Source organism: Mycobacterium yunnanensis (assembly GCF_025823185.1).
Classification (GTDB): Bacteria; Actinomycetota; Actinomycetes; order Mycobacteriales; family Mycobacteriaceae; genus Mycobacterium; species Mycobacterium yunnanensis.
On sequence record NZ_JACKVK010000022.1, the window covers coordinates 21,379 to 41,568 of the forward strand.

Annotated in this window: 21 protein-coding genes and 1 tRNA gene; 12 read left to right on the plus strand and 10 right to left on the minus strand. The window is 67.6% G+C overall.

From position 1 onward, the window contains the following. Nucleotides 1–27 precede the first annotated feature (27 nt). Nucleotides 28–1,449 carry a DUF2252 domain-containing protein gene (locus H7K45_RS29765; RefSeq protein ID WP_263999798.1) on the plus strand — a complete coding sequence of 474 codons (1,422 nt, stop codon included), beginning with the start codon at nt 28–30 and terminating at the stop codon, nt 1,447–1,449. 10 nt (nt 1,450–1,459) lie between these two features. On the opposite strand, the gene H7K45_RS29770 is transcribed toward H7K45_RS29765, so the two are convergent. After that, nucleotides 1,460–1,759, minus strand: a complete 300-nt coding sequence (locus H7K45_RS29770) for a DUF4193 domain-containing protein (RefSeq protein WP_263999800.1) — start codon at nt 1,757–1,759, stop codon at nt 1,460–1,462. 141 nt (nt 1,760–1,900) lie between these two features. Beyond that, a complete protein-coding gene (locus H7K45_RS29775) occupies nt 1,901–3,022 on the minus strand; it encodes a quinone oxidoreductase family protein (protein ID WP_263999801.1) in 1,122 nt (373 codons plus the stop codon). Between the two features lie 97 nt (nt 3,023–3,119). On the opposite strand from H7K45_RS29775, the gene H7K45_RS29780 reads away from it, so the two are divergent. Next, a complete protein-coding gene (locus H7K45_RS29780; protein ID WP_263999802.1) occupies nt 3,120–4,019 on the plus strand; it encodes a LysR family transcriptional regulator in 900 nt (299 codons plus the stop codon). A gap of 12 nt (nt 4,020–4,031) precedes the next feature. Here H7K45_RS29780 and H7K45_RS29785 read toward each other — a convergent pair whose 3' ends face one another. Next, nucleotides 4,032–4,679 (minus strand): 3'-5' exonuclease, encoded by a 648-nt coding sequence (locus H7K45_RS29785; RefSeq protein ID WP_263999803.1) that lies wholly within the window; start codon nt 4,677–4,679, stop codon nt 4,032–4,034. A gap of 7 nt (nt 4,680–4,686) precedes the next feature. Continuing rightward, complete coding sequence (locus tag H7K45_RS29790) at nt 4,687–6,519, minus strand: putative nucleotidyltransferase substrate binding domain-containing protein (protein ID WP_263999804.1); 1,833 nt, start codon at nt 6,517–6,519, stop codon at nt 4,687–4,689. 189 nt (nt 6,520–6,708) lie between these two features. Between H7K45_RS29790 and treS the strand changes: the two genes are divergently transcribed. After that, the gene (gene treS, locus H7K45_RS29795) at nt 6,709–8,940 is read left to right on the plus strand and encodes a maltose alpha-D-glucosyltransferase (RefSeq protein WP_263999805.1); all 2,232 of its coding nucleotides are present in this window, start codon (nt 6,709–6,711) and stop codon (nt 8,938–8,940) included. A gap of 1 nt (nt 8,941) precedes the next feature. Here the strand turns inward: treS and H7K45_RS29800 are convergent, their stop codons facing one another. Continuing rightward, entirely contained in the window at nt 8,942–9,460 is a 519-nt protein-coding gene (locus H7K45_RS29800; RefSeq protein ID WP_263999806.1) for a septum formation family protein, read from the minus strand. A gap of 39 nt (nt 9,461–9,499) precedes the next feature. Further along, a complete protein-coding gene (locus H7K45_RS29805; protein WP_263999808.1) occupies nt 9,500–10,165 on the minus strand; it encodes a hypothetical protein in 666 nt (221 codons plus the stop codon). Between the two features lie 36 nt (nt 10,166–10,201). On the opposite strand from H7K45_RS29805, the gene H7K45_RS29810 reads away from it, so the two are divergent. The 6 genes from H7K45_RS29810 (at nt 10,202) to H7K45_RS29835 (ending at nt 14,576) form a co-directional block, all read left to right on the plus strand. Further along, on the plus strand, nt 10,202–10,624 hold the full coding sequence (locus tag H7K45_RS29810; RefSeq protein WP_372512691.1) for a hypothetical protein: 423 nt from the start codon (nt 10,202–10,204) through the stop codon (nt 10,622–10,624). Nucleotides 10,625–10,642: 18 nt separating this feature from the next. Then, nucleotides 10,643–11,131: a fluoride efflux transporter CrcB gene (crcB, locus tag H7K45_RS29815; RefSeq protein ID WP_263999809.1), complete on the plus strand. Its 489-nt coding sequence runs from the start codon at nt 10,643–10,645 to the stop codon at nt 11,129–11,131. Further along, nucleotides 11,128–11,496, plus strand: coding sequence for a fluoride efflux transporter CrcB (gene crcB / locus H7K45_RS29820; RefSeq protein ID WP_263999810.1), 369 nt, complete (start codon nt 11,128–11,130; stop codon nt 11,494–11,496). Before crcB (H7K45_RS29815) ends, crcB (H7K45_RS29820) begins: the two co-directional genes overlap by 4 nt. Before the next feature lie 56 nt (nt 11,497–11,552). Next, entirely contained in the window at nt 11,553–13,187 is a 1,635-nt protein-coding gene (pgm, locus tag H7K45_RS29825) for a phosphoglucomutase (alpha-D-glucose-1,6-bisphosphate-dependent) (protein ID WP_263999811.1), read from the plus strand. Further along, nucleotides 13,184–14,449, plus strand: a complete 1,266-nt coding sequence (locus H7K45_RS29830) for an MFS transporter (protein WP_263999812.1) — start codon at nt 13,184–13,186, stop codon at nt 14,447–14,449. The genes pgm and H7K45_RS29830 overlap by 4 nt, the downstream gene beginning before the upstream one ends. 54 nt (nt 14,450–14,503) lie before the next feature. After that, nucleotides 14,504–14,576 (plus strand) — tRNA-Ala (locus H7K45_RS29835). Between the two features lie 4 nt (nt 14,577–14,580). On the opposite strand, the gene H7K45_RS31765 is transcribed toward H7K45_RS29835, so the two are convergent. Then, complete coding sequence (locus H7K45_RS31765) at nt 14,581–15,213, minus strand: N-terminal phage integrase SAM-like domain-containing protein (protein WP_372512693.1); 633 nt, start codon at nt 15,211–15,213, stop codon at nt 14,581–14,583. On the opposite strand from H7K45_RS31765, the gene H7K45_RS29840 reads away from it, so the two are divergent. Further along, nucleotides 15,119–15,391, plus strand: coding sequence for a C-terminal helicase domain-containing protein (locus H7K45_RS29840; protein ID WP_263999813.1), 273 nt, complete (start codon nt 15,119–15,121; stop codon nt 15,389–15,391). The two genes, H7K45_RS31765 and H7K45_RS29840, sit on opposite strands and share 95 nt — an antisense overlap. Nucleotides 15,392–15,506: 115 nt before the next feature. Here H7K45_RS29840 and H7K45_RS29845 read toward each other — a convergent pair whose 3' ends face one another. Further along, on the minus strand, nt 15,507–16,370 hold the full coding sequence (locus H7K45_RS29845; protein ID WP_263999814.1) for an LLM class F420-dependent oxidoreductase: 864 nt from the start codon (nt 16,368–16,370) through the stop codon (nt 15,507–15,509). Nucleotides 16,371–16,701: 331 nt separating this feature from the next. Between H7K45_RS29845 and H7K45_RS29850 the strand changes: the two genes are divergently transcribed. Then, nucleotides 16,702–17,367: a TetR/AcrR family transcriptional regulator gene (locus H7K45_RS29850; protein ID WP_263999815.1), complete on the plus strand. Its 666-nt coding sequence runs from the start codon at nt 16,702–16,704 to the stop codon at nt 17,365–17,367. A gap of 63 nt (nt 17,368–17,430) precedes the next feature. On the opposite strand, the gene H7K45_RS29855 is transcribed toward H7K45_RS29850, so the two are convergent. Together H7K45_RS29855 and H7K45_RS29860 are read right to left on the minus strand one after the other, a co-directional pair. Beyond that, complete coding sequence (locus tag H7K45_RS29855; RefSeq protein ID WP_263999816.1) at nt 17,431–17,583, minus strand: hypothetical protein; 153 nt, start codon at nt 17,581–17,583, stop codon at nt 17,431–17,433. Between the two features lie 51 nt (nt 17,584–17,634). Continuing rightward, the gene (locus tag H7K45_RS29860; RefSeq protein ID WP_263999817.1) at nt 17,635–18,528 is read right to left on the minus strand and encodes a phytanoyl-CoA dioxygenase family protein; all 894 of its coding nucleotides are present in this window, start codon (nt 18,526–18,528) and stop codon (nt 17,635–17,637) included. Nucleotides 18,529–19,005: 477 nt separating this feature from the next. Here H7K45_RS29860 and H7K45_RS29865 point away from each other — a divergent pair, with 477 nt between their 5' ends. Continuing rightward, a complete protein-coding gene (locus tag H7K45_RS29865) occupies nt 19,006–20,187 on the plus strand; it encodes an ABC transporter substrate-binding protein (protein ID WP_263999818.1) in 1,182 nt (393 codons plus the stop codon). The last annotated feature ends 3 nt before the right edge of the window (nt 20,188–20,190 follow it).

A 20,190-nucleotide genomic window follows, 5' to 3' on the forward strand; every position in this document is an offset into this window, starting at 1 on the left:
AGCTTACGGGTCGTACGATCACAACCGATGGACGGCGGGGGAGCGACCAGCGGACACACCGTCCTGGCGCAGGCCGACGGCGCCACCTACCGGTCACTGCGCCAGCAGCCGGTGAGCCGGGCCGAGCGCTACGCCCTTGGCAAGAGCCTGCGCAAGCAGGTGCCGCGCCGCACACTCGCCGACTGGACCGCACCGGCGGACCGGCCCAACCCGGTCGACCTGATCAACGAGAGCCATCGCGGTCGCGTCGACCGGCTGATCCCCATCCGGGTCGGCCGCATGGTCGCCTCGCCCTACGGTTTCCTGCGCGGCACGGCGGTGGTGATGGCCGACGACGTCGCACGACTGCCGTCGACCGGCATCGTGCCCGTCGTGTGCGGCGACTCGCACCTGGGCAACTTCGGCTTCTACGCCTCACCGGAACGCGATCTGGTCATCGACCTCAACGACTTCGACGAGGCGCATCCGGGTGGGTGGGAATGGGATCTCCGCCGGTTGGTGGCGAGCATCTGGGTTGCCGGACGGCACAACGGCACCTCCGAGGACGACTGCGCCGCCTCGGTGCGGTCATGTGTCGCGGCGTACCGCCACGAGCTGCGCCGGCTCGCCGACCTGCCGCTGTTCACCAGGTCGTTCGAACGCCTCGACGTCGACCGGCTGGCGGCTCAGACCGAGGGCCCGCTGCAGGAACAGGTGGCCCGCTCAGCCGAGCGGGCGAGGCACCGCACGGGGGACCGTGCGCTGCCCCGGTTCACCCACGAGGTGCGGGGTCGACGGCGAATCGTCGAGGAGCCACCGCTGATCACGCGGCCCACGCCCCGGGAAGCCGACCTGCTCGCCGAAGCGCTCGACGCGTACCTGGAGACGCTGCCGTCCTACTGGCGCCGCGTGCTGGGCGGCTACACCCTCGTCGACGTCGCCCACAAGGTCGTCGGCGTCGGGAGCGTCGGTCTGCGCGCCTATGTGGCGCTGCTTGAGGGATCGTCGTCCTCGGACGTGGTGTTCCTGCAACTCAAGCAGGCGCGGCGGTCCGTCCTGGCCCGCCACGTCCACGGTGACTCCGCGTGGCACGCACACCAGGGGCAACGCGTCGTCGAGTACCAGCAGTCACTGCAGACGGTCAGCGACCCACTGCTGGGCTGGACGACGATGGACGGGCTGCAGTACTACGTGCGGCAGTTCCGGAACATGAAGGGCCGAATCCCGTTGGACGCGATGGACGCCGCCGCACTCACCGACTACTCAGGGGTGGTCGGCCAGTTGCTCGCAAAGGGACACGCGCGGACGAGTGGCGCGTCGATGATCGCCGGGTACATGGGTGGATCGAGTCGAGTCGACAAGGCGCTCTGCACGTTCGCCCGGCGGTACGCCGACCAGACGGAGGCCGACCACGCCGCGCTGGTCGCCGCGGTCGAGCGAGGATTGCTCCCCGTCGAGCGCGGCGTCTAACGAGTCGACCTCAGGCGCAGTCGGCGCAGATCATCCGGTCGCCGACCTGACGGGCCAGCCGGTGGCTGTGCTGCACCAGGAAGCAACTCGAGCACGTGAACTCGTCGCGCTGCTTGGGGATGACCCGAACGGTGAACTCCTCACCGGAGAGGTCGGCACCCGGGAGCTCGAAGTCCTCTAGTTCTTCACCGTCGTCGACGTCGAGTACGGCGGTGGCGGCGTCGTTGCGACGTCCAGCCAGAGCCTCGAGCGATTCGTCGGCGACGTCGTCGGTTTCCTTCTGGCGTGGCGCGTCGTAATCAGTAGCCATTTTCGTCCTTTCGAGTCCAGTGCCGGCGTCACGACAACGTGGACGGTGGCCAGCTTGTTCCCGTCGCCAAACGGGATCAAACGCGCACCCTCGGTTTCACCTCGACGCACGAAGACACATCAGCTGATTCTCAGTGCGGGCTCAGGTAGCGGCCCGCTCGCCGAGGTCAGTTCGAGGACACAGTACGGTCCGATCGAACGGATTGCCGTGCGCCGCGGCGAAACGCACCGCCTCATTTGCGCGGACGAGTGGAAACACCGTGACACGTTCGCGGGCGAGGTCCAGTACGCCGCTGCGAATCATGTTGATGAGCCCGACGTTCGCCGTCCGCGGGTACATCCACTGACCCCGCACGGTCACCGAGTTGCGCATCAGCCAGGGGTACGGCAGCGCGAGGTCCTCACCGCCGAGCATCCCCACCCCACCCATCAGGACGACGCGACCGTAGGGACGCACCGTCATCGCAGCCGCCCTGGCCACCGCGGCATTAGCGCTCGGCGGCAGCAAGTCGAGCACGACGTCGACTGGGCCCCGCGCGGCCGCCTGCATCGCTGCCCGGTCGGCGTCGCCGTCCCCGGTCAGCACCACCGGTCGCACGCGCTCGCCGAAGCGCGCGACCAGATCGGCCAGCACGGCCTCGTTGCGACCGGGGCACACGACCGTGGCCGCGCCCATTGCGAGCGCGACGGCCACGCCGGCGCTGCCGAAGTTGCCCGTCGCGCCGCTGACCAGCACCGTCTCGCCGGCGCGCAGATCGGCGGCCAGGAGGCCGCCGTAGGGCACCAGCAGCACGACCAGCGCGGCCCACCGCGGCAGCTCGGCCTCGTCCACCTCACCCAGCGGGAAGACGTTCTCGGTGGGCACCAGCATCCGCTCGGCGAACGGCCCGTCGTGGAAGTATCGCGACAACGTCACGCCGCCGGCGCCCGCCGAACTCCAGCCCTGCAGCGTGATGTCCGGTGTCACCGCGTCGTCGCGCGACCGGACGGTCGGATCGCACCACACCAGGTCACCGGGGCGAAGCCGAGTGGCGTCGGGGCTGCTCCGAACCACGCGTCCGATCGCGCCGACCCCCGAGATGACCGGCGGTTCCAGGGGATATCGCCGTTCGCCGCTGAACACTTCTGCGGCATAGGGCGGTATGCACGTCGCGAGCACGTCCACCAGTACCTCGCCCGTGCCCACCACGGGCTCGGGCACCTCCTTGATCGCCAGCGCTTCCGCGGCTGCATTCCCGAACCGTTCCAATACGGCTGCCAACATGTCCGTCTCCCTTCGACATCCGGCACAACCGTCGAGGCGGGGCCGTCGATGCCATGTTCAATGCGACGGTTCGGCATGGGTGGTATGACGTTGACGCATGGAACCATCGCTGACCGGACTGCGGGTGCTGCGCAGCACCGCCGAGCGCGGCAGCTTTACCGCCGCCGCCGCGGAGCTCGGCTACACGCAGTCCGCGATCTCGCGGCAGATCGCCGCACTCGAACGAGAGACGGGCGCCACGCTCTTCGAACGCCATCGCGGCGGCGTGCGCCTGACGACGGCTGGCGCGACGCTGCTGCGCCACGCCCGCGTGGTGCTCGACGAGATCGACGCTGCCACACGCGAACTCGACGGCGTCGAACCCGAGGTTCATCTCGTCCGGCTCGGCACGTTCATCAGCGCGGGCGCGCTGATCCTGCCCAAGGCCCTGCGAACCCTGCGCGAGCAGCGTCCCGACATTCGCGTCGTCAGCCGCGACGGAACCACCCCGGCGCTGGTCCGGGCGCTGCGGGCGGGCACAGTCGACTTGGCGGTGATCTCGTCGCGCGCTCCGTACCGTCCGCCGGACCACGAACAGCCCGCCCTCGTCACCGAGATGATCGACGAGACGGGTCTCGTGCTGGCCGTCGCCACGGTCGGACCCTTCGCGGGCCGCGCCGTGGTGGACGTCGACGAACTGTCCGACGTCGACTGGATTGCCAGCCCGTCGACCGGTGGCGAGGCGCTGCTGGGGGTGTGGCCGGGCCTGGCGGGTCGTCCGCGCGTCGTGCACACCGCACGGGACTGGCTGACCAAGCTGCAACTCGTCGCCGCGGGCTGCGGGGTGACGACCGTCCCGCCGCGGCTGGCCGAGGTGCTGCCCGACGGCGTCCACCTGGTTCGCGTGCAGGGTGGGCCCAAGGAGCGTCGCCGAACGTTGGTCGCCCGGCTGCCGGGACGGCCGTCGCGCGAGCTGGTCGCCGTCGTCGACGCGCTGCGCGGCGGGTACCCGAGCTGACGTGTCGTCGGGTCAGCGCGGCGCTTCCGACATCTCCAGAAGCATCGCCGTGGTCAGGGTGCGGCCGCGCTCCAACTGACCGGCCACGGCGATGAACAGGCTCGCGGTGGTCACGGCGTCGCCCAGGGCATGGTGGGGCGCGTGCACGGGAAGCCCAAGGGCCGTGCTGGCGTACTCCAGCGAAATCGACTGGCCACGTTCGAGTTCGACGCCGAGGACGTTCTGGGCGAGGACGGCGGTGTCGACGATCGAACTGCTGAACGGGTGATACGACTGACGAAATGCCTTGCGCAGGAACGACCGTTCCACCCACGCGCAATGAGCCACCACCGGATGGTCGCCGATGAACCCGTCCAGTGCGGCCACGCAGTCAGCCAGCGAGGGGGCGTCCTGAAGGTCCTGGGTGCGCAGTCCGTGGAACTTGACCGAGCTCCCCGGTACGTCTCGGGGCGCGTGAACGAGTCCGTACACCGACTCCGAGGTCCTCACCCGGCCCTCGCGGACGGTCACCGCGCCGTAGGACACGATGTGATCGTGCCGCGGGTCGAGGCCGGTGGTCTCCAGGTCGACCACCACGAACGTGTCCGTGCGCCAGTCGACGTCGGCGTCGGTCGAGCGCCGCGGCCGGCGCGGACGAACCCGGCGGATCCAGTCGGTCACTTCGGCCTCACAGTCCGTCGTAACCAAACCATTTGCGGCTCAACCGGTCCTGGATGCCACTGATGGTCCGGAAGGCGCTGCGGAGGTGGCGTCGTTCCAGGGGGTCCAGCGTCGCCGGGTCGATGGCCGAGACCACGGGCAGGCCCGCCTTGATCGCGGTGATCTGACTGTCGAACACCAGGTGGTAGAAGAGGCTGAACGCACCCGACAGCGCGTCGGCCTCGTCAGCGGTCAGCAAGCCGCTGCGGCGGGCACGGTCCAGGCGTTGGGGGGTGGATCCCGTTGGGTCGCCGGTGCGTTGGGCCAGGGCGCGGGCCAGCGACGCCACCGGCCGCAAGCCGGCCTTCTTCAGGTTGAGGTGCTTCTTCTGCTCGCCGAAGTGCTCGACCACGAAACCCCGGACGAAGCCGCTGGGCGGGCGGTCGTGCATGGAGAAGCGGCTCAGCGACCGCGTGAAGGCGTCACGCCCGACGCCGCCGACGAGGGCCGCCCGTAGCGGTTGGATCAGCACCGGGCGGGTGACGGGGCGCGCGTCGAGCACCGTCGAGGCCATCAGCAGGTAGTCGACGTTCTCGGGATGGGCCCGCCAGAGGTCGGCGATCTCACGCCACTGCCGCGAGGACCGGTTGAACAGCGGCGTCGAGGCGTTGAGACCCTGCGGGCACGGCGCGAGACCGCACTGGCTCAGGGCCGCCACGACCGAAGCGGTGGCCGCGGCGACGTCCTCGCGAGTCGGGGTGGATTCTTCGGGCCCCCGCACCGCCCACGCCAGGGCGGTGTCGACGTCGGAGTTGGGCAGCGGTTCGCGCCGACCAAGGGACCCCATCAACAGCCACGCGCAGTCCAGGTTGGCGAACGGGTCGGTGGCCGTGTGCAATTCGACGACCTTGCGGTAGATCGACTCGATCATCGCCGAGAGCAGGGCACCGAGGTGCTCGACGGGCAGGCCGGCGTCCCACAGTTCAATCGTCGTCGGCGTCAGCAACCGGCACGCGTCGACGAGTTCGTCCATCGTGTCCGCCGCCGCGACGGCCGAGCGGATCACCAACGGATTGCGGACCTCGGCGGCCGCCATGTCGACCACGCGGACGACGCCGACGGCGGTGCCGACCGCGTCGACGACGACGAGGTGGTGAATGCCCTGCTCGACCATGAACAGATACGCAGTGCTGACCGTCCGGTCCACGCTCATGGAGATTGCGGGGACGCTCGCGATGGTGGAGATCGGCGCGTCCACGCCGACCTCGCCGGTGGCGACCCGCCGGCGGAAGTCGTCGTCGGTGACGATCCCGATCCGGCCGTCGCTGCGGAACAGGGCACAGGAGCGGCCTGCGGCGGTCATCGACGCGGCGACGGCGCGGATGGTGTCGTCGGCCTCGCACCAGGTGATCGGGTGGGCGACGTCGCCGATCGGTCGTTCCAACCGGGCGAAGGATTCCCCGGAGCTGAACAGCCGCTCCCTGGCGACCAGCCCACCGTAGTGGGCGAACCGGAGGCGGTCGGGATGAGCGAGCAGGGTGCGCGGGTCGGGCAGCCGGTAGCACAGCGTGTCCTCGACGGCGCGCACCTGTAGCGGTGGCGGCAGCCCGGAGAGCACCGAGATGTGACCGAAGGTCTCCCCGGCGCCCAGGACGTCGGTGCTGCGCCCGCGGTCGAGAATCTCCACGGCACCCACACGGATGACGTACAGGCAGTCCAGCGGCGCCGCGTCGGCCTCGACGATGACGGTGCCCGCCGTGAAGTACTCGACGTCGACGGCGCTGGCCAGTCGGCGCAGGTCGTCGTCGTCGAGGCGGTCGTATGGTGACTGCTCGCCAAGGAAGTCGAGGAACTCCTTCACCGCCCGATCGTTGCACGCCGAGACGGTCGCAGCGCCGCGGTCGGGGAGTCGGCCTAGATTGGTGGGGCCCAAGTTTCAAGATTCGACCAACGGCTATACCGCCCGAGGGGACGGATCGTGGCTGCGCGCCACGGAGATCAGGCACGGCAATCGAGTGGTATCGGACGGTATCGGATGGTGAGGACGTAGATGACGGACACGGTGAGCGACGATCAGACGCACGAGCCCTCTGACATCACTTACGCCGAACATCTGCACCCGGCCCGGCCGCGCACGCTGCGCTTCCGCCCGCGCGTCAAGGCGCCGTTCGCGCGCCGCTCGCTGGCCCAGGACGGATCGGCGACCGCCGACAATCCCGCGTACGTGACCTGGCTGCTGTCACAGTCGATGCTCGCCGACGCCAACGAGATCAGCCAGCAGTTCTCCGGCCAGGGCTCGATGTGGCAGAACCCGTTCGCCAACCCCGATCCGCGGGCCGCGGTCAACGCCGCGTCGGTGTGGTTCACCGCCTACCCGCTGTCGTTGATCACCCGACCCGACGAGTCCTTCCTCACGGCCATGGCCGACGAGGAGATGTGGAAGGCCTTCTCCGAGATCGGCATCGAAGGCATCCACACCGGTCCGGTCAAGCGCGCGGGCGGCATCTCCGGGTGGGAGTACACCTCCAGCGTCGACGGGCACTTCGACCGCATCAGCACCCAGATCGACCCGGCGTTCGGCACCGAGGACGAGTTCCGCAAGATGTGCGCCACCGCGAACTGGTACGGCGGCACCATCATCGACGACGTCGTCCCCGGTCACACCGGCAAGGGCGCCGACTTCCGGCTCGCGGAGATGAAGTACGCGGACTACCCGGGCATCTACCACATGGTGGAGATCGACCCCCGGGACTGGCACGAGCTGCCCGACACCCCCGAGGGGGTCGACTCGGTCAACATCGACGCCGCGACCGAGGAGTGGCTCGACAAGGCCGGCTACATCATCGGCAAGCTGCAGCGCGTCATCTTCTACGCCGAGGGCGTCAAGGAGACCAACTGGAGCGTCACCCGGCCCGTCCTCGGCGTCGACGGCGTCGAGCGCCGCTGGGTGTACCTGCACTACTTCAAGGACGGTCAGCCCTCGATCAACTGGCTGGACCCGACGTTTGCCGGCATGCGGATGGTGATGGGCGACGCCCTGCATTCACTGACCGACCTCGGCACCGGCGCGCTACGCCTCGACGCCAACGGCTTCCTCGGCGTCGAGAAGAGCGCGGCCGAGGGCAGCCCGGCCTGGTCGGAGGGGCACCCGCTCTCCGAGGCGGCCAACCACTTGATCGCCAGCATGGTCCGCAAGGTTGGCGGGTTCACCTTCCAGGAGCTGAACCTGACGATCGACGACATTCGTCAGACCGGTGAGGCCGGTGCGGACCTGTCCTATGACTTCATCAACCGACCCGCCTACCAGCACGCGTTGGCCACCGGGGACACCGAATTCCTGCGGCTGACGCTGCGCACGTGCATCGAGCTGGGCGTCGACCCCGCGTCGCTGGTGCACGCCCTGCAGAACCACGACGAGTTGACCTACGAGTTGGTGCACTGGTCGACCGGGCACCGCGACGACGTCTACACCTACCGCGGTGAAGAGGTCACCGGCGAGGAACTTGGCGAATCGGTGCGTCAGGAGATGCTCGCGCAACTCACCGGGGAGAAGGCGCCGTACAACCAGGTGTTCACCACCAACGGGATCGCCTCGACCACCGCCACGGTCGTCGCCGCGTCACTGGGCGTCACCGACCTCGACGAGATCGACGACGTCGACCCCATCCGGCGCGCGCACCTGCTGCTGGCGATGTTCAACGCGCTGCAGCCGGGGGTGTTCGCCTTGTCGGGATGGGACATGTGCGGCATGTTGACCCTGCCTGCGAACGAGGTGGCCGAGCTGCTGCGGGGCGGGGACACCCGCTGGATCCACCGTGCGGGGCACGACCTGATGGGCGTCAACCCGGCCGCGACGCGGTCGATGGCGGGCATGCCGCGCGGCCGCAGCCTGTACGGCTCGATCCCCGAGCAGCTGGCCGACGAGACCAGCTTCCTGCGGCAGTTGCAGGCCATCCTCAAGGTTCGCTCGCACTACGGCATCGCCACCAGCCGCCAGGTCGACATCCCCGAGGTGTCCCAGAAGGGCATGCTGGTGATGGTCCACGAACTCGAGGACGGCCAGCACCAGCTGACCATCCTCAACTTCGCCAACGAGGACATCGCGGGCAGCGTCCGGTCCGAACACCTGCCGCCCGGCAGCCACGTGATGGACATGTTCACCGGCAAGACGGTCGGCACGGTCGACGATCTGCACAGCTTCGCCGTCGAGATGCCGCGCCACCACGGCATGGCGCTTCTCGTCGAATCCGTTCCCGACGAGGGCGACGCGGGGGAGCAGTAGGTCAGCGTCGGGCAGGCACGGTCAGGACGCGACCGTCGGCGGCCTCCAGCATGCAGATCACGGTGCTTGGATCGGGGTTGGACGCCGTGCGATTCTGATTGGAGTCGATGAGGTAGGTGATGGTGAACGTGCCGACGTCGACGGGCTCCCCGGTGTAGGCGGTGAACCCGTCGTCGCACTTCGCGGTCGCCACGTCGGCCACGGCCGTGTCGACCGCCAGCGGTGCCCGCCGAAACACCTCGGCGCGGTGCGGCGTCGTGCAGTCGACGACCGCGACCTCGATCACGGTCGGGTCGACCGGCGGCGGTCCTGCCAGACAGTCCCCGGGAGCCAGGTCGAACCAGTTGACGGTGCGCGAGGACGGGGCATCGGCGGTCGGGGCGACGGTGGGCGCATCGGTCGTGGCGGTGGAGACCGGAGGTGACGACGACGGGGACGCCGTGGATTGCCCGGCGTTCGGGGTGCACCCTGCGATCAACACCGTGGCGACGGCGAGAAGACACCCGCGTCGAATCCTCATGCCCACCCTCCCGCCGTCCCGGTGTGTCCCGCGCCGAGATTACGGAACGTCGCCCTCACCCGTGCCGCCTATGCCGCAGGCGGCGGCAAACTGTCGTGGCGTGTAGCCGTCGGCGGAATTCATGTCGCAGTAACCGAAGGGAGGGGCCCCGTCGGGCAACGCCGTCCCTGGTTCGAGACCCGTGCCGTAGCCCTGGCCGTCGGTGTACTGGTGGGCCACCTTGCCGGGATAGTCTGGGTTGGTGCCGTAGGCGCCGACCACCAGGCGGATGCCCTCGGGTTTGACCGGCCACAACCGGTCGAGGTCGTCGACGTTGCCGTACCCGATGACGCGTCGACGGTCGCCCAACCAGTCGGCGACGGCCCAGTAGGCCCGGTTGACGCCGTCGGACTGGTCACCGGTGATCTGGCCGCCCCAGCTCTCCACGTCGATCATCACCGCCATCCTCGGATGCGGAGCGCCGACCATCTCCTTGAAGACGTCGACCGTGCGGCGCCAGTTCGGCCGCCAGACGAAGTAGGCGATGAAGAACTCGAGTGTGCCTGCGTCGCAACGGCTTCGGCACCACGGATGGTTTACGGGCCAATTGCGGTCGCGGTGGTCGCCGTCGTTGGAGCGAATGCACAGGACGCGGTGCGGATAGCGGTCGTCGACGGGCACCTGCCACTCGGAGACGTCGGCGTAGAGGGTGTCTCGAGCAAGCATCCCTCAACCCTTCCATCCCCGTCGTAGGCTGCCGACGTGGACGCGGGTACCAGATGGGCGACGGCCGCGGTCTTCATGTGGATCGGAATGGTGCTGGCCATCTCGTTCGTCGAGGCGCCGCTGAAGTTTCGCGCACCCGGTGTCACGCTGCGCATCGGTCTTGGCATCGGGCGGTTGGTCTTTCGCGCGCTCAACGTCTTCGAATACGTGTTCGCGGTGGTGATCTCGGTGGCGCTGTTCACCCACGAGACGCCGACGTCGCTCAACGTCGCGCTGTGCGTCGCGGTCGGCGCGTTGCTCACCCAGACGATCGCCGTGCGGCCCCTGCTGTCGCGTCGCACCACCGCGGTCCTCGAGGGCGACGAGAGCCGGCGGTCGAAGGCCCACGTCACCTACGTGGCACTCGAAGTCGTGAAGGTGGCCGCCCTGGTGTGCACCGGTGTGGTGCTCGTCGACTGAGCCGGTACAGTCCCGCCAATGGCTTGGTGGGGCACTGATCCGCACGCGGAGTTGCCGTCGGATCCCGACGTTGCGACAAGTGTCAGCAGACCCCTGCACCTGCGCCCGTCGTCGTGGGCGTGGGTGTTCGGCGGCGGCGTCCTTGGCACCGCGCTGCGGTACTACGGCGAGGTGGTGCTGCCCCACGACGGCGCGGGCTGGCCGTGGGCGACCTTCTCGATCAACCTCTTCGGAGCCTTCGTGCTCGGCGCCCTGCTGGAGGCGCTGGCCCGGCTCGGCGACGACTCGGGCTGGCGCCTGCGGGCCCGTCTCTTCGCCGGCACCGGTGGATGCGGTGCGTTCACCACCTACAGCACCTTCGCGCTGGAGACGGTCTCGCTGACCCGGGGTGGTCACGTCGGCACCGCCGTGGCCTACGGTCTCGTCAGCGTGGTGGGCGGTGTCGTGACGGCGTGGCTCGGCATCGTGGCCGCCTCGGCCGTGCGCCGGCGGCGGGTCGTGTCGTGATCGTCGCGCTGACCTTGCTCGCCGGGGCCCTCGGAGCCGTCGCACGGTTCACGCTCGACTCGACGGTGAAGCGCCGGTGGCAGACCGCGTTTCCCCTTGCGACGGTGGCCATCAACGTCACCGGTTCGCTCGCGCTGGGCCTCCTCGCCGGTGCGGTGCTGTTCCACGGTCAGCCGGCGACGTGGCAGACCGTGCTCGGCACCGGATTCTGCGGCGGCTACACGACTTTCAGCACCGCAAGCTTCGAGACCGTACGGCTGGTACAACAGGGGCGCCCGGGTTTGGCCCTGGCCAACGCGCTCGGCTCGCTGGTGCTCTCGGTCGCCGGTTGTGCCGCCGGCCTCGCGGCGATGTGGGCGCTGTAGGCGAATTCTTGGTGACGCGGGCGTGAGTGACCCGCCGAAGGGGCAGAATCACATCCATGGCTGCCAACCCCCGTGCCGGACAACCGGCGCTTCCCGAAGACCTCATCGACGTCGCCCAAGTGGTCACCGCCTATTACTCGGTGGTGCCAGACCCCGAGGACGTCAACCAGCAGGTGACGTTCGGCACCTCGGGGCATCGCGGGTCGAGCCTGGACGCCGCGTTCAACGAAGCGCACATCCTGGCCACGACACAGGCCATCGTCGAGTACCGCGCATCACAGGGCACCACGGGCCCGCTGTTCATCGGTCGTGACACGCACGCGCTGTCCGAGCCGGCGTGGTCGTCCGCCCTGGAGGTGCTCGCCGCCAACGACGTCGTCGTAATGATCGACGGGGCCGACCGGTACACCCCCACGCCGGCGGTCAGCCATGCGATCCTGCAGTTCAACCGCGGTCGCGATTCGGACCTCGCTGACGGCATCGTCGTCACCCCGTCGCACAACCCGCCCCGTGACGGTGGCTTCAAGTACAACCCGCCCAACGGCGGACCCGCCGATACCGATGCGACGGGCGTGATCGCCAAGCGCGCCAACGAGATCCTGCGCGGTGGGCTGGCGGAGGTGAAGAGGATCCCGTTGGCGCGGGCGTTGCGGACCGCCGAACGCCATGACTACCTCAACGCCTACGTCGACGATTTGCCCAACGTCGTCGACGTCCACGCCATCCGCGCCGAGACGATCCGGATCGGGGCCGACCCGCTCGGCGGCGCCAGCGTCGACTACTGGGGCGTGATCGCCGAACGCCACGGGCTCAACCTCGAAGTCGTCAACCCGCTCGTCGACGCCACCTGGCGGTTCATGACGCTGGACACCGACGGCAAGATCCGGATGGATTGCAGCTCGCCGAACGCGATGGCCTCGCTGATTGGAAAGATCGGTGACTTCCAGATCGCGACCGGCAACGACGCCGACTCCGACCGGCACGGCATCGTGACCCCCGACGGCGGCCTGATGAACCCGAACCACTATCTGGCCGTCGCCATCGACTACCTGTACTCGCACCGGCCGAACTGGCCAGGGTCGACCGCCGTGGGCAAGACGGCGGTCAGCAGCTCGATCATCGACCGGGTGGTCGACGGGCTGGGCCGCAAACTGGTCGAGGTGCCCGTCGGGTTCAAGTGGTTCGTCGACGGGTTGATCGGCGGGACAATCGGATTCGGTGGTGAGGAGAGCGCGGGTGCGTCGTTCCTCCGCAACGACGGGTCGGTGTGGACCACTGACAAGGACGGCATCATCCTGGCGTTGCTGGCCTCGGAGATCCTGGCCGTCACCGGGTCGACGCCGTCGCAGCGCTACGCCGAACTGGCCGAGAAGTACGGCGCGCCGACCTACGCCCGCATCGACGCGCCGGCCAACCGCGAGCAGAAGGCGCGCCTGGCCAAGCTGTCACCGGAGCAGGTGAGCGCGACCGAGCTGGCCGGAGAGCCGATCACCGCGAAGCTGACGACCGCACCGGGCAACGGGGCACCGCTGGGCGGGCTGAAGGTGACCACCGAGAATGCGTGGTTCGCGGCGCGGCCGTCGGGCACTGAGGACGTGTACAAGATCTACGCCGAGTCGTTCAAGGGCCCGGAGCACCTGGCCGAGGTGCAGCAGGCGGCCAAGGACGTGGTGAATACAGTCATAGCGTGACATCCGACGCGGAGGCAGACTGTCCGGCGCCCCCCAAGGAGAAGCTGCCCAGCGAAGTCTGGGTGCTGATCTTCTGCAACGTGATCGTCGCCCTCGGCTACGGCGTGGTGGCGCCGGTGTTGCCGCAGTACGCCCGCAACTTCGGGGTCAGCATCAGCGCGGCCACGTTCGTGATCACCGCGTTCGCGCTGATGCGCCTGGTGGGCGCCCCGCCTGCCGGTCTGCTGGTGCAGCGGTTGGGGGAGCGGCGGGTCTACGTCTCAGGGCTGCTGATCGTCGCGCTGTCCACCGGGGCGTGTGCCTTCGCCCAAACGTATTGGCAGCTGCTGGCCTTCCGGTCGCTCGGCGGCCTTGGCTCGGCGATGTTCACGGTGTCCTCGCTCGGCCTGATGATCAGGATTTCCCCGGCGGGCGCGCGCGGCCGGGTGTCGGGCATGTTCACCTCGGCGTTCCTCGTCGGTTCGGTTGGCGGGCCCGTCCTGGGCAGCCTCACCGCCGGGCTGGGCTTGTCGATGCCGTTCGTGATCTACGGGATCGCGCTGCTCGTCGCGGCGGCCGTCGTGCTGATCGTGCTGCGGACGTCGTCGCTGGCCACCCCCGGCGAGCAGACCGAGACGGCGCTCAGCGTGCGGGCCGCGCTGCGCAACCGCGCCTACCGGGCCGCCCTGGCGTCTAACTTCGCGACCGGGTGGTCGGCGTTCGGGCTGCGGGTGGCGCTGGTGCCGCTGTTCGTCGTCGAGGTGCTGCACCGGGGTGCCGGCGTCGCGGGGCTGGCGCTGGCCACGTTCGCGGTCGGGAACGTATCGGTGGTGATCCTCAGCGGCTACCTGTCCGACCGGGTGGGCCGGCGCCTCCCGTTGCTGATCGGACTGCCGGTGGCGGCGGTGACGACCGTGCTGGTGGGCTTCACGACGTCGCTGCCGCTGTTCCTGGCCGCGGCGTACGTGACGGGGGCGGCGACGGGCATCTTCATCTCCCCGCAGCAGGCGGCGGTGGCCGACATCGTCGGCAGCAAGGCCCGCGGTGGCACCGCCGTGGCGACGTTCCAGATGTCCTCAGACTTCGGGGCGATCCTCGGTTCCCTGGCGGTCGGGCAGATCGCGCAGTACATGTCCTACGGGTCGGCGTTCGCGGTGAGCGGGGCGATCCTGCTGAGCGCGGCGGCGTTCTGGGTGTTCGCGCCCGAGACCCGGCCGCGCACCAGCACCGAGCACACGCCGGCCCGCCCGCTAGGCCCCGAGGCCGGGGAGGAGGGGCTGTGACGTGCTGTTTTGAACCCCGAGCGCTCCGTGGTGTACCGTCGACCAGCACGACGAGGGGCTATGGCGCAGTTGGTAGCGCACCACACTGGCAGTGTGGGGGTCAGGGGTTCGAATCCCCTTAGCTCCACCCTTTAGAGCAGGTAGTTCACGCGTACGGCCGAGTGGCGATCCCGTCTGACTGTCGACTTGACGACAGTGGTCACGACAAACTTCGTTCGAACGACGGCGCCACATTCGAACACTCGAAGATGACGACGACGGGCGGGGTCAAGCTCCGCCGTGTGGCGGTCGCCTGGTGCTGCTAGAGCGGCAGTCTGATGATGAGGTCCGTTTGAACTGAGTAGATGTAAGGGCCGGGTGTCATCGCCGCAGCAGCGATCGCGGGCAGGTTCGAGATGTAGCGTGCAGCGAGGTCGGCGGCAGTTATATCTGCGTGCGGCACAAAACATGCGCGCTTCAGTCCGCGACAGAAATGCCTCGCAGCACTGACACGTTGTGCGCAGACCTGTTAGCACATCTCTGATGTGCGCGGCCTGCAGCGATTTCAGCTTGCGCTTGCCAATCCCGGGGATGATGCGAAGCCGTACATCGCCTTCGTAGGTGGCGTAGGTGGTCCTTCGGATGCTGGGCTCCGCGAAGTGCTCCAGCCAGTACGTTATGTAATCGGCGATGGCCGATTCTGGCACGAATCGGGTTGCGGCCGAACGACTGTCCGACCGCGCTGGCGCGGTCTTCGACGCCGACCACGCCCGCGAGCACCTCACTCTGGGCTACGTGACCACGGTGCACTCGGCGCAAGGCGTCACCGCCGACACCACCCACGCCGTCGTCGGGGAGAACACCACCCGATCCATGCTGTACGTCGCGATGACCCGAGGCCGGGACGCCAATACCGCCTGGGGGTGTGCTCGTCTGCGGGATGGGGCCGACACGCCGAACTGATTGCTTGATAACGGCGGGCTGACCGGCGCCGAGTGCCATGTGCGTTGAATGATTCTGAATGCCCGTCTTGCCCGTCGGATCCAGCGGTCGCGTGCAGCGAGTTCGGTCGCGATGGCTAGCTAAGCGAGCACTTCTCGGCGAGGACGGCAAGCGCGTCGACATGTTCGTCGATGCCGTGTAGCCCGGCGTCCATGGTGTTGAAGGCGATGTGGGTAGCGCCCGCCTCACGCCAGTCCTGCACTGCGCGCAGTGACGCATCGAGGCCGGCAGACCAATCGACGCGGCCGAGCATGCCCAGTGTCGCCGGGTCCCGTCCGGCGGCTTCAGCGGCACTAGCGATAATCTCCTGCGCCGCATCGAGTTCGGGGCCCGGCCCGAACTCGGGGAACCAGCCATCGGCGAGGCGCCCGGCGCGGCGGTAGCCGGCGGGCACCTGCGCGCCTATCCAAATGGGGATGGGTCGTTGGATCGGCAATGGCGAAAGGCCTGCTGCAGTGATCGTGTCGAAATCACCGTCGAACGTGACCGCCCGTTCCGTCCACAGCCGCCGTAGCAGGAGGACCTGTTCCTCGATCCGTTTTCCCCGCGTAGAGAATTCCTCCCCGAGTGCGTTGTATTCGACCTTGTTCCAGCCCACGCCAACGCCTAACCGCAGACGTCCGCCGCTGAGCAGATCCACCTGCGCGGCCTGTTTGGCGACCAGCGCGGTCTGGCGTTGCGGCAGAATGATTACCCCGGTGAACAACTCGAGACCGGTCAGCGCGGCAAGGTATCCGAAGGTGACCAGTGGTTCGTGGAACGTCGCGTCCACGTCGTAGCCGTACTGGGTGGAGTGGACTGTCGGGTCTGCGCCCACTACGTGGTCATATGCCATCACGTGCGTGAAGCCCAACTCTTCCACCGCCAACGCATAGCGCCGCAGCTCGCGGACGTCGGAACTCAGCGCGGTCTGCGGGAGCACGACTCCGAAAGTGGTCATCCAATTCCTCGGGCTGTGGGTCTGCCGGCGCGGGAAGGCCACCAACGGCAAGGTATGTGGTGTGCTGGCGGATGACTACAGGGCGGGGCTTGACCTGGGTTGATGCGATGTCAGTCTTGACTGTAGTCGCATTATGCGCGACTCGCCGCTGGAGGCGAGAATCGACGGGCGCGGAATGGGCGGCCAGTCAGGCGCGTGGCGACAGAGGCACACACTAGGATGGCCGGGGCCGGGAGCCGCCCGGGGCAACCGCGCAAGGCCGGTGGAACGTAGTTGGGAGAATGGTGCAGGAAAAGTCATCGAGGTCTCTCCCGGTACGTAATCGTCGACCATGACGCAGGGCGGCTTGCGTAAGAGGCCACTTCAAGTTCGGTCCAGGGCCACGACTCAACGCATCCTGGACACGGCTTCGCGGCTCCTCGTTGAGGTGGGTTATCGGGCCATCGTCGCTTCGCCGACCTTGCTTCTGCAGGAGTCGGGGGTGAGTCGCGGGTCCTTCTACTCGTTCTTCGAGACACCCGAGAAGGTGCTGGAGGAGCTGGCCTATCAGTGCATGCAAGAGTCGGCGGCCACACTTGGCGACATGCTGGCGACCCGGCGGATCACGCACTGGCACAGTGTGGTTGACACCGTCATCGAGTTTTACCGGAGTTCCTTCGAGCAGCCACTCATTCGCGAGCTGTGGGTAGGCCAGAACCTCACACCGCCTGTGCGTGCGGCCGACCGGGAGTGGATGCAAGACGTGGCGCAGATGCTCCTGGCCGCGTTGGGACAGTTCGCACCGGCGTTTGCCGAATTCACGCTTAGCCAATCCGTCGTCGCCATCGAGATCTGCGAGCGCCTGTTTCAATACGCCTACACCGACGAGGTTTTGGGTGACCAGTCAATCGTTGGCGAAATTCGGATCGTGCTCATTCAGTATTTGACGCATTACTCCAAACTGGACCAACTGCAGCCCACCAGATCGACCGCGAAAGGGAAGGCGAAGCGGCGATGAGCAAGAAGTACGGCGCCATCGTGCCTGGCGCCCAGCGCACGTAACGCTGAGGTCCCAGTGATGTCAGACCGGCACGGCGCCGGCCGCGGATACCTCTGGCGCCTCGCTCCCCATCTCGTCTCTGGTGACGTCTACCAGGGCGACGATGCTGGTCGACACCATCAGGACTGCGAAACCGACGGTGTGGAGGCGGCCCGTCCACACGAAGACCTGCATTCTTCGACATCGGTCGCGTCGGTCTCCGATCGTGTGCCGACCAGCTGGCGCCTATTTGCTGCCGGCGAGGAAGGCGGCGTATTCGGGGGAGGCGTCGGCGCGCACGCGGTCGGGGTCGTAGCCGTAGGCGACGTCGTCACCGCGGATAGCGCGGAGCGGGTCTTCGAAGTCGCGGATGTAACCCATGGAGAAGGCGCCTTCTTGGTAACCCATGAGTTTGAGGAGGTCGTCGTCGAGAGTCTTGGCGACTTCCAGGGGGACCGAGAGGTATTGGTTCTCCTCTTGGCGGACCCAACCCACGGAATAGTTGATGTTGATGGCGCGGCGGACTTTGTCGGTCGTTCGGTTGGCGCCGCCGCTGTGGACGAGTTTTCCGCTGTAGATCAGGACTGAGCCGCGGGACATCTCGGCCTGTACGACGTCGGCGTCGGTGTATTCCTTGGGGGCGCGGGCGCCGGGGAGGTGGCTGTCGGGAACGACGCGGGTGGCGCCCATTTCGGCGGTGTAGTCCGACAGTGCCCACAGCATGTTGCACTGCACGTGGTAGTCCTCGGGGAAGGGGAAGAAGTCCCAGGCCACTTGGTCGCGGTGTAGTCCCTGGGCGGATTCGCCGGGTTCAATGGAGATGATTTGGGTGAGCATCAGTTGGAATGCGCTGGCGTGGCCGAGGAATTGTCCGACGGTGCCGAGGATGGTCGGGTCTTGGATGAGTTCGCGGCAGGTGGGGGAGCGGGCGATCAGGGCGCCGGTGCGGCGGGTCTTCTTACCCAGGATTTCGTTGTATCCGTTAGGTGTGGAGGTGATGTAGGGGGCCACCTCTTCCTCGATGGCGTCCATCATGGAGGTGGGTGCGAGATCGTCGACGATGACGTAGTTGTCGCGACGTAGGTGGGCGACGAGCTCGTCGACGGGGGTGGTCGCGGGAACGTGGTTCAGTGCGGTCATGGCAACGTGACTCCGTGATAGTGGACTGCGGCCGGCGTGGCCGGTGGGTGATGGTGATAGACGCGACTTCAGTCGTATTTCAGTATGGAGTTGTCGGAATGTCGTCCCGGTAACGCACCGTGACGATCGCATTAAGCTGAATCGCCACAACCGGCGTCTCGACACCCCAACGCTGGCGCATGGATTGACCGCTCCGCAACCAAGATGCACCCGCAACCTAATTCACCGGGACGACCTCGAAAGTGGGAGGAGCCGTTGACGTGCGCGCCGCGTAATGGGGTGTTTACTGTTCGTCGGGTTCCTGAAACAAACTTCAGTTCAGACTGACGTCGTATATATGACACGGTGTCGTCCACTGGGCGGCGACACCGACACCTCGAGACAGAGGAGCACCGTCTGTCGTCAGGTCGGCAGTGCCCATCCTTCGCATTTTGCGCCAACCGACCAGTCAGACCGCCTCCGGGAAGGCTCCAACCCATGGACAACGTTGCAGCGGCATCATCGGGGTCATTCCCGAAAGCGCTTGGCAACCGGGCGTTGTCGCGGCGGCGGTTCCTCACCGGCTCCGCGGGAGCCGCCGCGGGCCTCACGGTCCTGGGTGGTGCACTCGCCGCGTGCGGGTCGGACTCCGGCGGCAAGGGCGAAGTCGTCGTGCTCAGCTGGGAATCGTATGTCGCCAAGGAGATCATGGCGGGGTTCGAGAAGACGACCGGAATCAAGGTGAAGGGCGTGGCGGCGGAATCGGATCAGGACATGTTCGCCAAGATCAAGGCTGGCGGCGGCTCGCAATACGACATCGTTTTCGGCAACTGCGGGTGGGCGCCCACCTACCATCAGAACGATCTGACCGAGGTCCTGGACCTTGCCCAGATCCCCGCCTCGAAGGACCTCTTCCCCGTGTTCACCGAGGACCCGTCGCTACCGTACGTCATCTCGCCAGGCAAGGTGCTGCTCTATCCGAACATGTGGGCAGCGCTGAGTCTGGCGTGGAACGTCGACGCGCCCTATCAGCCAAGTATGCCGTTGAGCTGGAATGCGCTGTGGCAGGCCCCGAAGAACAAGGCGATCCTCGAGGGCAGCGCCGAGGACTTCATTGCCCTGGCCGGATTGGCCAACGGGGTGCCGCGCAAGGACATCTACGCCATGCAAGGGCCGACGCTGGATGCCGCGGCCGCAAAGCTGGGATCGCTCAAGCCCTTTCAAATCAGCAAGAACAGCGATGATGCGATCGCGCGGGCGCTGGCCAGCCAGGGCGCGTACGCCGGCTTTGCCTCCAGCCTGGGGATGGCTCAACGGGCGAACAGTCAATTCGGGCAGGGCAAGGTCGTCGTCAAGGCCGAGGTGCCGACCGAGGGGTCCATCGGTTGGATCGACGGACCGCAGTTGGTGAAGAACGCGAAGAACCGCGACAACGCCCTGACGTTCATCAACTACTTCGGCGGTGACGTCGCCAACCAGGAGTACCTGTGGGGTGCGAACTTCTACTCTCAGTGCAGCAGGGTGTCGACCGATCGGGTGATCGCCGCCGGCGGCGAGGGCGCGACCGTCGCCAAGTCGCTGGGTTCAGATCGCCCTGATCTCGCCAAGCAGTTGGTGTTCCAGGCTCAGCCCCAACACCCCGACGCGTGGGCCGCGGCCTACGACCAGGTAATGGGATAACCA

Bases quoted from the DNA above. Each gene is read 5' to 3' on its own strand.
- H7K45_RS29765 (WP_263999798.1), top strand. From the start codon at position 28: ATGGACGGCGGGGGAGCGACCAGCGGACACACCGTCCTGGCGCAGGCC.
- H7K45_RS29800 (WP_263999806.1), bottom strand. From the start codon at position 9,460: ATGAGGATTCGACGCGGGTGTCTTCTCGCCGTCGCCACGGTGTTGATC.
- H7K45_RS29865 (WP_263999818.1), top strand. From the start codon at position 19,006: ATGGACAACGTTGCAGCGGCATCATCGGGGTCATTCCCGAAAGCGCTT.
- H7K45_RS29860 (WP_263999817.1), bottom strand. From the start codon at position 18,528: ATGACCGCACTGAACCACGTTCCCGCGACCACCCCCGTCGACGAGCTC.
- H7K45_RS29775 (WP_263999801.1), bottom strand. From the start codon at position 3,022: ATGTTGGCAGCCGTATTGGAACGGTTCGGGAATGCAGCCGCGGAAGCG.
- H7K45_RS29845 (WP_263999814.1), bottom strand. From the start codon at position 16,370: ATGACCACTTTCGGAGTCGTGCTCCCGCAGACCGCGCTGAGTTCCGAC.
- treS (WP_263999805.1), top strand. From the start codon at position 6,709: ATGACGGACACGGTGAGCGACGATCAGACGCACGAGCCCTCTGACATC.
- H7K45_RS29780 (WP_263999802.1), top strand. From the start codon at position 3,120: ATGGAACCATCGCTGACCGGACTGCGGGTGCTGCGCAGCACCGCCGAG.
- H7K45_RS29770 (WP_263999800.1), bottom strand. From the start codon at position 1,759: ATGGCTACTGATTACGACGCGCCACGCCAGAAGGAAACCGACGACGTC.
- H7K45_RS29840 (WP_263999813.1), top strand. From the start codon at position 15,119: ATGGCCGATTCTGGCACGAATCGGGTTGCGGCCGAACGACTGTCCGAC.
- pgm (WP_263999811.1), top strand. From the start codon at position 11,553: ATGGCTGCCAACCCCCGTGCCGGACAACCGGCGCTTCCCGAAGACCTC.
- H7K45_RS29850 (WP_263999815.1), top strand. From the start codon at position 16,702: ATGACGCAGGGCGGCTTGCGTAAGAGGCCACTTCAAGTTCGGTCCAGG.
- H7K45_RS29805 (WP_263999808.1), bottom strand. From the start codon at position 10,165: ATGCTTGCTCGAGACACCCTCTACGCCGACGTCTCCGAGTGGCAGGTG.
- H7K45_RS29855 (WP_263999816.1), bottom strand. From the start codon at position 17,583: ATGCAGGTCTTCGTGTGGACGGGCCGCCTCCACACCGTCGGTTTCGCA.
- crcB (WP_263999809.1), top strand. From the start codon at position 10,643: ATGGCTTGGTGGGGCACTGATCCGCACGCGGAGTTGCCGTCGGATCCC.